We start from the raw sequence: 10,790 nt of genomic DNA, 5'->3' as shown, positions 1-10,790 counted from the left end.
TGCTGGCGCTGCCATTGGACGAATCGCCCGCGGTCGCATCGCCGATACTGGCGCTGCCGCCGCTGCCGCCGTCGCCGCCTGCGCCGCCGTTGCCGCCGTCGCCGCCGCTGCCGCTGCCGCCGCCCGCTTCGCCGCCGTAGCCGTCGCCGCCGTAACCCGCACCGCCGCGACCACCGCTTCCGCCATTGGCATTGCCCCAGTTCTTGGCGACGTTGCCGATGTCCTGCACGGTCACGCCCGACACCGAACCGATCAGCTTCGTTTCGGCGACCGCCTTGCTCTGGTTGAAGGAATTGGAGAACGTCGACGTCGCGGTACTGCCGTTGTTCGCTGCGGTCGAGCCGTAGCCCTCTGCGTCGGCGCGACCGCGGTTGTTGCGGTTGTCGCCGTCGTAGGAACGGTTGTCGCTGTTGTCCGAGTTGTCGGAATTGTCCGAATTGTCGCTGTTGTCGGAGTTGTCGGTGTTGGTGCTGTTGTTGCTCATATCCGCAGCGAGGTTGACCAGGATGTCATCGCCGGTTCCGTTCTCGGTGTTGGTCTGTTGGGCAAAAGCCTGTCCCGTCATGCCGAGCGCCAGCAGTACCGCCGACGCAATCAGAGTCTTGCGTGTGCACATGGTGAGTCTCCTTGTGGCCGCTCCGGGACCCAGGGGAAGCCCTTAAAAAGCGACGCGGGTCACACTTGCACACGATTCGTTAGCGCGTTCCTGCACCAAGGTTAAAAAAGCATTAGCGCTATGACCGTCTGTCCGCAGGTCAACCGGAACAGTCAGACGAGGACGCGCCTTGGCCGTCGCAGGATCCGGTCATCGTTCCCGGCAAGCGGGCGTCACCAGACCGGAGAACGGATCGCGCCTGCGGTTCGCGCGCCCAGCCAGACCAGCAGCAGGCCCAGCACCAGCGTCACGGCGAGATAGCCGAGGGCGGCGCCCTGCCGCTCCGACCGCGCGAACATCAGGCACTCGACCATCAGCGCGGAATAGGTGGTCAGCGCACCCAGCACGCCGACGACGAGGAAGGCGCGCCAGTAAAGCGCCGAGGGTCCGCGTCCTTCGAGCCAGAGGGCGAGGAACCCGGCGGCGAACGAGCCGACCATGTTCACTGCGAACGTGCCCCACGGAAATCCGCTGCCGAGCTGCCGCAGCAGCAGGCCGCCCAGCCAGAACCGTGCCGCGGCTCCCAACGCACCGCCCGCCATCACCAGCATCAGCTGTTGCCACCACATCCAGGCCTGCACCGGCATGCGTCGTATCCCGTCGAAAAGGCTCAGTCGCCGCGACCGGCCTGCTGGCGCGCCTGCCTGCGCGCCTCACGCAGGCGGTCGAGTTTTTCCTTCAGCTTGATTTCCAAGCCACGCTCGACCGGCGTGTAGTACACGCGCTCGCCCATCGCATCCGGGAATGCGGTCTGGTCCAGCGCGATGCCGCCTTCCGCGTCGTGGTCGTACTGGTAGCCGGTGCCGTAACCCAGCGACTTCATCAGCTTGGTCGGCGCGTTGCGCAGGTGCATCGGCACGTCCTGCGTGCCGTGCTCGCGCACATCGGCCTTGGCGGCGTTGAAGGCCATGTAGCCGGCGTTGGACTTGGCGGTGCTCGCCAGATAGATCACCAGCTGCGCCAGCGCCAGGTCGCCCTCCGGGCTGCCCAGGCGGTCGTAGGTGTCCCAGGCATCGATCGACATCTGCAGGGCGCGTGGATCGGCCAGACCGATGTCCTCCACCGCCATCCGCGTCATCCGTCGCGCGAGATAGGCCGGGTCGCAGCCGCCGTCGAGCATGCGCGCGAGCCAGTACACCGCACCGTCCGGATTGGAGCTGCGCACCGATTTATGCAGGGCCGAGATCTGGTCGTAGAACTGCTCGCCGCCCTTGTCGAAGCGGCGCGTGCGGTCCGCCAGCACCTGCGCCAGTGTCTGCGGCGTGATCCGGCCACCTTCGTCCGCCGCCAGTTCCGCCGCGATTTCCAGCAACGTCAGCCCACGACGCACATCGCCGTCGGCGGCGGTGGCGATCTCCAGCAGGGCTGCGTCGTCGACCTCCAGCGCCAGTTCGCCCAGTCCGCGTTCGGTGTCCGCGAGCGCCATGCGCAGTGCGTGGCGGATGTCGTCCGGCGACACGGCTTCCATTACGTGCACGCGGCAGCGCGACAGCAACGCGGAGTTCAATTCGAAGGACGGATTTTCGGTTGTCGCGCCGACGAACAGGATGGTGCCGCGCTCGATATGCGGCAGGAACGCGTCCTGCTGCGCCTTGTTGAATCGATGCACCTCATCGACGAACAGCACCGTGCGGCGACCACCCGCGAAGCGCTGCGCCGCCTCCGCCAGCACCTGGCGAACCTCGGGCAGGCCCGACAGCACGGCCGAGATCGCCTTGAACTCGGCATCGGCATAGCGCGCCAGCAGCAGCGACAGCGTGGTCTTGCCGCAACCTGGCGGGCCCCACAGGATCATCGAATGCACGTGGCCGGACTCCACCGCGCGCCGCAGCGCGCTGCCCGGCGCCAGCAGGCGCCGTTGTCCGACCATCTCGTCCAGGGTGCGCGGGCGTATGCGCTCGGCCAACGGCCGCAGCGCGTCGGTGTCCGTGCTCAGCAGGTCGACCTGCGGTTCAAGAGGGGTACGTGTCCTGGCCACGCGTCATTGTAACGTCGTGGCCCATCGGTACCTGCACCGCAGCCCGGTCAGGGACCGCCGACGACATCCACGCCCTTCGCGGGCGCGTACTTGAAGGTGCCGCCGGCGAACGCCGGGTTGCGCTTCCAGCCGCTGAAGCTGATCTCGGTGCGCTGACCGACCGCATCCTTCACTTCCATCTTCACCAGCGTGCCGCCCGAGAAGGCAAGCCGCGCGGTCTGGAAGCTGGCATCGCCTTCCTGCTTCGGCGTCAGCGTGAGCCATTGCACGCCGCCCTGCCCGGCAGCTTCGGCCACGTTGAACTGCTGGTCCAGCTTGCCCGGATCGATCAGTGCCGCGAGCGGGCTGTTCTCTTCTTCGACACCCTGCTCGCGCACGGTAGCCTGCTGGAGGTCCGGATCGTAGACCCACACCTTCTTGCCGTCGGCGACGATCAGTTGCTCGTACGGCTTGTTGTATTCCCAGCGGAACAGGCGCGGCGCCGACAGCGCGACGCGACCGTTCGAGGTCTCCTTGAGCTTGCCGCCGCCGTCATAGACCTTCTGGGTGAACTGGCCATCCAATCCCTTCAGGCCGGTGGTGAAGGTCTTCAGTTCGTCGCGCGCGCCGGCGAGGGCCGTGGTGGCGAGCAAGGCAGTGGCGAGGACGGCGTAGCGTGCGGTGCGGAGCATGGTGCGTTCCGGGATGAGGGACGTTGGACGGAGTGTGCCGGGCCGAAACTGAACAGGCTGCCGACCGCGGACGGCGGCCGGCGTCTCGTTCAGTCAGCGCGGCGGTGGCGGCGCCAGGACCTGGCGGTCGCCGTTGTGTTCGGGCGGCGTCACCACGCCAGCGGCTTCCATCGCCTCGATCAGGCGCGCCGCGCGGTTGTAGCCGATCTTCAGGCGGCGCTGCACGCCGGAGATCGAGGCGCGGCGGCTCTCGGTGACGATCTTCACCGCCTCGTCGTACAGCGGATCGGACTCGTCGCCGCCACCGCCACCCGATTCCGGCAGGCCGGTCGGACCGACGACGATGCCGTCGCCCATGGTCTGGATCTCTTCCAGCACGCCCTCGATGTAATCGGCGCTGCCGCTGGCCTTGAGGTGTTCGACCACGCGGTGCACTTCCTCGTCGCTGACGAAAGCGCCGTGGATGCGTTCCGGCATCGCGGTGCCCGGCGGCAGGTACAGCATGTCGCCGTGGCCGAGCAGCGTTTCCGCACCGGACTGGTCAAGGATGGTGCGGGAGTCGATCTTGGAGCTGACCTGGAACGCGATGCGGGTCGGGATGTTCGCCTTGATCAGGCCGGTGATGACGTCCACCGACGGTCGCTGCGTGGCCAGGATCAGGTGGATGCCGGCGGCGCGCGCCTTCTGCGCCAGGCGGGCGATCAGTTCTTCGACCTTCTTGCCGACGATCATCATCATGTCGGCGAATTCGTCGATGAAGATGACGATGAACGGCATCGGCTCGAGCGGGCGCGGCGCTTCGGCCAGGTCGGGGTTCGGCTTGAACAGCGGATCCATCAACGGCTGGCCCGCGTCCATCGCGTCCTTGACCTTCTTGTTGAAGCCGGCCAGGTTGCGCACGCCGACCGCGCTCATCAGCTTGTAGCGGCGCTCCATTTCCGCCACGCACCAGCGCAGGCCGTTGGCGGCTTCCTTCATGTCGGTCACGACCGGCGCCAGCAGGTGCGGGATGCCCTGGTAGACGCTGAGTTCCAGCATCTTGGGGTCGATCATCAGCATGCGCAGGTCTTTCGGCGAGGCCTTGTACAGCAGGCTCAGCACCATCGCGTTGACCGCGACCGACTTGCCCGAACCGGTGGTGCCGGCGACCAGCAGGTGCGGCATGCGGGCCAGATCAGCCACGGTCGGCCGGCCGGCGATGTCCTTGCCCAGCGCCAGTGTCAGCGGGCTGCCGGACTTGTCGTATTCCTTGGAACGCAGCAGTTCCGACAGGAAGATCATTTCGCGGCTGGTATTGGGAATCTCGAGGCCGATGACCGACTTGCCGGGAATCACGTCCACCACGCGCACCGACTTCACCGACAGGCCGCGGGCGATGTCCTTGTCCAGCGAACTGATCTGGCTGACCTTCACGCCCGGCGCCGGCTCCATCTCGAAGCGCGTGATCACCGGCCCTGGATAGGCGCCGACCACCTGCACATCGATGCGGAAGTCCTTGAGCTTGAATTCGATCTGCCGCGACAGGGTCTCGAGCGTTTCTTCCGAATAGCCCTTGGTCTGCGGCTTCGGATCATCCAGCAGCGACAGCGGCGGCAGGCCGGACTCGTCGCCGCCGGTGCCGTGGAACAACGGGATCTGCTGTTCGCGCTTGGCGCGTTCGCTCTTCTCCACCACGGCCGGTGCAGGTGGCTCGATCTTGACCGGTTCGCGTTTGGCGCGGGCCACGGCATCGGTCTTGCGGACGACCTCGCGCTCCTCGCGCATCGCCCGGGTCTGCTGCCACTCGTTCGCCTGCTGGCTGCCGCGGCGGAACAGGTCCGGCAGCATCAGCACGTACTTGCCGATGCGCTCCATCACCGCGAACCACGACAGGCCCGTTGCCAGCGTCACCGAGGTCAGGAACAGCACCAGCAGGAACAGGTTGCCGCCCAGTCCGCCGAACAGCTTCAGCAGCGACTTGCCGACCAACGTGCCAAGGATGCCGCCGGCGCCGTCCGTGAGGGACTCGGCCGGCACGCCGCGCATGAACAACAACCCGGTCGCGGAGATGAGGAAGGCCACCATGCCGATCAGGCGCAATGCGGGCCCGAGGTCGGCCTGACCATCGCCGTCGGTATCCATCCCGAACAGCGCGATCCAGGCGATGGCGCCCAGGATGAGGGGCAGAAGGAAGGCGACGTAGCCGAACAATGACAGCAGCAATGCCGACACGTACGCACCGGCCAACCCGCCCATGTTGTGCACAGGTGCGGTGATGCTGCCGGATTGCGACCAGCTCTGATCCTGCGGCGAGAACGTGAAGAGGCTGGCCAGCAGGTAGAGCAGCAGTGGCGCGATGGCGATCAACGCCAGGTCGCGCCAAAGGCGCTGCCTACGCGGATTCGGCGCCGCCGCCTGCTTGCGCGCAGCCGCATTGCCTTCTTTCGATTTGCCGTTGTCCGGGAGCTGCTTCGCCACCTTGGGGCCAGACCTTAGGAAATTTCTGTTAGTGATTGATAGTAAACGAATCGTATGCGCCGGAACAGCATGCCCATCTGACCATGGATTGCCGCCTTGAATGCCCGGATAGCAAAAACGCCGCGCAGGAGCGCAGCGTCTTGGATTGATCGGTCGTGGTGCCAGGCTGCATCACCGCTTTCCATCTGCGCGCCTTGATTCGCCGGATACGCAACGCCACTCTATGTGCCTGCGGACGATGCCGGAATGCGTCGTTGCCTGCCCGATCACCACCTTTTCGCGAGTATACATGAGCACTTCGAAGCACTGCCGCCTGTTGATCCTCGGCTCCGGCCCCGCCGGCTGGACCGCGGCCGTCTACGCCGCGCGCGCCAACCTGAAACCGGTCGTCGTCACCGGCCTGCAGCAGGGTGGCCAGCTGATGACCACCACCGAAGTGGACAACTGGCCCGGTGATGCGCACGGCCTGATGGGTCCGGACCTGATGGCGCGCATGCAGGCGCACGCCGAGCGGTTCGAGACCGAGGTGATCTTCGACCACGTCCATACCGCGGATCTGTCCGCGCGTCCGTTCAAGCTGATCGGCGACAGCGGCGAGTACACCGCCGACGCGCTGGTCATCGCCACCGGCGCCACCGCCAAGTATCTGGGACTGGAGTCGGAAGAGAAGTTCAAGGGTCGCGGCGTGTCGGCCTGCGCGACCTGCGACGGCTTCTTCTACCGCGACCAGGACGTGGCCGTGATCGGCGGCGGCAATACCGCCGTGGAAGAAGCCCTCTACCTGTCCAACATCGCCCGCAAGGTCTACCTGGTGCATCGCCGCGACACGCTGCGCGCCGAGAAGATCATGCAGGACAAGCTGTTCGCCAAGATCCAGGCCGGCAAGATCGAGCCTGTGTGGCACCACACGGTCGACGAGGTGCTGGGCAACGACGCCGGCGTCACCGGCATCCGGGTGAAGTCGGTACAGGACGGGAGCACGCGCGACATCGACGTGCATGGTTTCTTCGTCGCCATCGGCCATACCCCGAACACCGGTCTGTTCGAAGGCCAGCTGGACATGAGCAACGGCTACCTGAAGATCCGTTCCGGCATCGAAGGCAACGCCACTGCTACCACCATCCCCGGCGTGTTCGCGGCTGGCGATGTGACCGACCAGCACTACCGCCAGGCCATCACCTCGGCCGGCTTCGGCTGCATGGCGGCGCTGGATGCGGAGCGCTTCCTGGACAAGGACGGCTGATCCGCACGCACGCGCAGGCCAGCGATGGACAAGCTGCTGATCAAGCAATGCCTGGTCTACGGCAGCTGGCTGGTCTGGCCATTCATCGCCTGGTTGGCGTGGCGACTGCGTGAGCGGCGGGGCCGCTGGTGTGTCGTCCTGCTGTTGTCTGGTTGCCTTCTGTTCGCGTGGGCACGCTTTGTCGAGCCGCAACGCATCCGCGTGCAAGAGACGGTGCTCACCGGCACGGGCGCACAAGCGCGGTTGGTGCTGATCAGTGACATCCACTTGGGCGTCTACAAGGACAGCGCGTATCTCGATCGACTGGTGAAGCGGATCAATAAGCTTCGCGCCGACGCGGTAGTGATCGCTGGCGACTTGACTTACGAACCCGGTGAACAGTCGCTGGAGCGCATGTTCGCGCCGCTGGCGGATCTCAATATCCCGGTCTATGCAGTGCTCGGCAACCACGACCAGCAAGCGCCCGGGCCGGATATCGACGTGGAGCTCCGGGCCGCGCTGGCGGCGCACCAGGTCGATGTGATCGAGGGCAGGAGTGTGGCGCTGGGTGGGTTCCGCTTGGCCGGTCTCGGGGATCGCTGGGCGAACAAGGATGATGCGGGCTTTCTCTCGGCCATGCCCTCGCCCGCTCCTACGATAGTACTCACCCACAATCCCGACAGCGCGATCGATCTCGACCCGTCGTTCGCCACGCTGGTGCTGGCAGGACATACGCATGGCGGCCAGATCCGCATTCCCTGGCTGTACCGGCATGCGATTCCCAGCCAGTATGGCTTCGATAAGGGCGAGCAGTTCCTTGTGACGCCGCGAGGACGTGTGCGTGTCTACACGACCGTCGGTACAGGCGAAGTCGGTTTGCCCATGCGGCTCTTCAATCCGCCGACCATCGACGTGCTGGACCTGCGTCCGTAGCATCCGTGCCGATGGTCGACGTTCGCTTCCTTGCTTCGCTTACCAACGTGCTCCCCTCTGTCTGGGATGCGCTGCACTGCGGAGGCAATCCCTTCGTTTCCCACGCGTTCCTGCAAGGCCTGGAAGCCCACGGCTGCCTGCGCGAGGAATGGGGATGGACGCCGCATCACGCCACGTTATGGAGCGCTGGACAGCTGGTCGCTGCTGCACCGGGCTACTTGAAAGACAACTCGCATGGCGAGTTCGTGTTCGACCACGCGTGGGCACACGCTTACGCGCAGCACGGGCTGGATTACTACCCAAAGTGGCTGGGCGCCGTGCCCTACTCGCCGGTGTCCGGACCGCGCCTGCTGGCCCGGGACGACGCGGCGCGCGACGCCTTGCTCGCTGCGATACAGGAAGAGGCAGGACGGCTCGACCTGTCGTCCGCACACATCAATTTCCCCCTGTCTGAAGAGGATGCCGCGTTTCCACGTGCCTGGCTCCCGCGCATCGACGTGCAGTACCACTGGCGCAATCCGGGACACTGGCGCGACGTTGACGGCTTCCTGGCCGACTTCGACCACAAGCACCGCAAGAACATCCGCCAGGAGCGTGCAAAAGTGCAGCGCGCTGGCGTCTCGTTCCGCATCGTGCACGGTGACGAGGCCAGCGAAGCTGATCTGCAGGCGATGTTCGGCTTCTATCTGCAGACCTTCCACGACTATGGCAACTCGCCTGCGCTGACGCTCGCGTTCCTGCGGCACCTTGCCCTCGCCATGCCGCGCAACCTGGTGATGTTCCTGGCGGACCACGAAGGGCGCACCGTCGCAGGCGCCCTGTGCCTACGCGGCGGCGATACGCTTTACGGCCGCTACTGGGGCGCCACCTCCAGCATTCCCGGGCTGCATTTCGAGACCTGCTACTACCAAGGCATCGACTACTGCCTTCGCGAAGGACTGTCGGTATTCGAGCCAGGCGCCCAGGGCGAACACAAGATCGCGCGTGGCTTCCTGCCGACGTTCGTGCACTCACGGCACTGGATCGCCCATGCGGACTTCTCCGCGGCGTTGGCACGCTGGTGCGAGGAAGAAGCCGCCGCCGTACGCCGCTACGCCCGTACGCTCGAAGCGCATACACCTTTCAAACGGCGCGATTGAGGGCAGCGGCGCAGGCACGATGCCGCCTACAATCGGCTATGCGCCAGCGGCCGTTCGTCCTCTCCTCCGATCCCCACGCGCCCTTCCCGTCTGCCGACAGCGCCATGCGCGAACCCGACGGATTGCTGGCGATAGGGGGCGACCTGTCGTTGCCGCGCCTGCTCAATGCCTACCGGCATGGCATCTTTCCGTGGTTCTCGCCCGGCCAGCCGCCGTTGTGGTGGTCGCCTGACCCGCGCATGGTGTTCCGTACCGATGGCGTGCGCCTGTCCTCGCGTTTCCGTCGTGAACTCAGGCACAGCACCTGGCAGGTCCGCACGGATACCTGCTTCGATCAGGTGATCACCGCGTGCGCGCATGCGCCGCGAGCAGGTCAGCACGGCACGTGGATCACGTCCGGCATGCGCCAGGCTTACCTTGACCTTCATCGCCAGGGACATGCCCATTCGGTAGAGGTGTTCGACGGCGACGCGCTGGTGGGGGGCATCTACGGCGTTGCGATCGGCCGGATGTTCTTCGGCGAGAGCATGTTCAGCGGCCGCTCCGGCGGCTCGAAGATCGCCCTCGCCGCCCTTGCTGCGCGCTTGCACGAGTGGGGATGGCCGTTGATCGATGCCCAAGTGGAAAACGACCACCTCCACTCCCTTGGGGGAGGCCTGATGCCGCGCGCGGCCTTCCTCGAACAGGTCACCGAACTGGTGGATCAGCCCGCAGCGGAAGACGGCTGGACCGAACGATTTGGCCTGCTGCCCGCGTCCGCCTTGTCGCAACCCTCGGTCCCGTAACGGAATTTTTGCACCGGAGACGCAGCTGGCGTACAATGCCCGGCTTCATGGCACCCGCCATCCCCTCGCGGCACAGCACAGGCTTACATGTCGAAAGACGATTCCATTGAATTCGAGGGCACCGTTGCCGAGACGCTGCCCAACACGATGTTCCGGGTCAGGCTGGAAAACGGGCACGAAATCATCGCCCACATCTCCGGACGCATGCGCAAGAACTACATCCGCATCCTGACCGGCGACAAGGTGAAGGTCGAAATGACCCCCTACGACCTTACCAAGGGTCGAATCACCTATCGAATGAAGTAATCTCGTTAAGTGCTTGATTGAAAAAGCGGCCATTGGCCGCTTTTCTCATTTCAGGCATGCCCCTCGATCCATGACCAACGGCACCGGGCCAATCGTCACGCCGACCTTAGGCAGATTCATTCTGACGGTCGCGACCTCAGCATGGCGCAGCGTCCACTTCCGGTCGCAGACTCAAAAGAGAGCCGCCATGAATGTCCTTCGCCCCGCCCCCTTGCTGCTTGCGTTGGCACTGGCCATTGCCCCGCTGGCAGCTTTCGCCGGACAAACCATCACCGGTTGCGTTGACCTGGGCGATGACCAGGAGATCGTACGTGCCGCCGGTGGGCAGCAATTCTTCCTGCGCAACGGCGGCGACCACTACCGGGTCGAGTTCCAGCATAGCTGCGACTCCATTCTGCTCACGCCGCGCATCGATATCAGCACCAAAGACCAGACCAACCGGCTGTGCGCAACCGATACGCGCGTGAAGACCTCGCGCGACACGTGCCGCGTTGCGTCGGTGGAAACCATCACCGCCGAGGAGTTCGCCAAGCGCAAGAAGCGCGCCTCGCGCTGAACGGGCGCTACGGAAAAGAAAAGGCGGCCAGAGTGAACTGACCCCCCAATGTTGGACGGTCGGTTTGTAGCTTACGCTGCCAAGGGCT

Annotated in this window: 11 protein-coding genes; 6 read left to right on the top strand and 5 right to left on the bottom strand. The window is 65.4% G+C overall.

What is annotated here, in order from left to right:
• From AX730_RS16900 to AX730_RS16880, 5 genes are all read right to left on the bottom strand, one after another.
• Positions 1-616, bottom strand: a 616-nt coding sequence (locus tag AX730_RS16900; RefSeq protein ID WP_198147236.1) for a hypothetical protein, incomplete at its 3' end; no start/stop codon positions are given.
• Between the two features lie 212 nt (positions 617-828).
• Positions 829-1,236 (bottom strand): fluoride efflux transporter CrcB, encoded by a 408-nt coding sequence (crcB, locus tag AX730_RS16895; RefSeq protein WP_062358376.1) that lies wholly within the window; start codon positions 1,234-1,236, stop codon positions 829-831.
• 29 nt (positions 1,237-1,265) lie between these two features.
• Entirely contained in the window at positions 1,266-2,633 is a 1,368-nt protein-coding gene (locus tag AX730_RS16890) for a replication-associated recombination protein A (RefSeq protein WP_062358375.1), read from the bottom strand.
• A 47-nt stretch (positions 2,634-2,680) separates the two neighbouring features.
• Positions 2,681-3,304, bottom strand: a complete 624-nt coding sequence (lolA, locus tag AX730_RS16885; RefSeq protein WP_062358374.1) for an outer membrane lipoprotein periplasmic chaperone LolA — start codon at positions 3,302-3,304, stop codon at positions 2,681-2,683.
• A gap of 93 nt (positions 3,305-3,397) precedes the next feature.
• A complete protein-coding gene (locus AX730_RS16880) occupies positions 3,398-5,761 on the bottom strand; it encodes a DNA translocase FtsK (RefSeq protein ID WP_062358373.1) in 2,364 nt (787 codons plus the stop codon).
• A 289-nt stretch (positions 5,762-6,050) separates the two neighbouring features.
• Between AX730_RS16880 and trxB the strand changes: the two genes are divergently transcribed.
• The 6 genes from trxB to AX730_RS16850 all read left to right on the top strand — a co-directional run bounded on the left by trxB (position 6,051) and on the right by AX730_RS16850 (position 10,702).
• Complete coding sequence (gene trxB, locus AX730_RS16875) at positions 6,051-7,004, top strand: thioredoxin-disulfide reductase (protein WP_062358372.1); 954 nt, start codon at positions 6,051-6,053, stop codon at positions 7,002-7,004.
• 24 nt (positions 7,005-7,028) lie between these two features.
• A complete protein-coding gene (locus AX730_RS16870; protein WP_062358371.1) occupies positions 7,029-7,916 on the top strand; it encodes a metallophosphoesterase in 888 nt (295 codons plus the stop codon).
• Positions 7,917-7,927: 11 nt separating this feature from the next.
• Complete coding sequence (locus AX730_RS16865; RefSeq protein ID WP_062358370.1) at positions 7,928-9,055, top strand: GNAT family N-acetyltransferase; 1,128 nt, start codon at positions 7,928-7,930, stop codon at positions 9,053-9,055.
• A gap of 38 nt (positions 9,056-9,093) precedes the next feature.
• A complete protein-coding gene (gene aat / locus AX730_RS16860) occupies positions 9,094-9,840 on the top strand; it encodes a leucyl/phenylalanyl-tRNA--protein transferase (RefSeq protein WP_062358369.1) in 747 nt (248 codons plus the stop codon).
• 87 nt (positions 9,841-9,927) lie between these two features.
• Positions 9,928-10,146, top strand: coding sequence for a translation initiation factor IF-1 (gene infA / locus AX730_RS16855; RefSeq protein ID WP_062358368.1), 219 nt, complete (start codon positions 9,928-9,930; stop codon positions 10,144-10,146).
• Between the two features lie 70 nt (positions 10,147-10,216).
• A complete protein-coding gene (locus AX730_RS16850; RefSeq protein ID WP_157074321.1) occupies positions 10,217-10,702 on the top strand; it encodes a hypothetical protein in 486 nt (161 codons plus the stop codon).
• Positions 10,703-10,790: the final 88 nt, after the last annotated feature.

Origin of the sequence: Pseudoxanthomonas mexicana (assembly GCF_001556105.1) — a bacterium.
GTDB classification, from domain to species: domain Bacteria; phylum Pseudomonadota; class Gammaproteobacteria; order Xanthomonadales; family Xanthomonadaceae; genus Pseudoxanthomonas_A; species Pseudoxanthomonas_A mexicana_A.
Note: the sequence above shows the minus strand (reverse complement) of the source record. Positions and strands in the feature narration are given on the sequence as shown.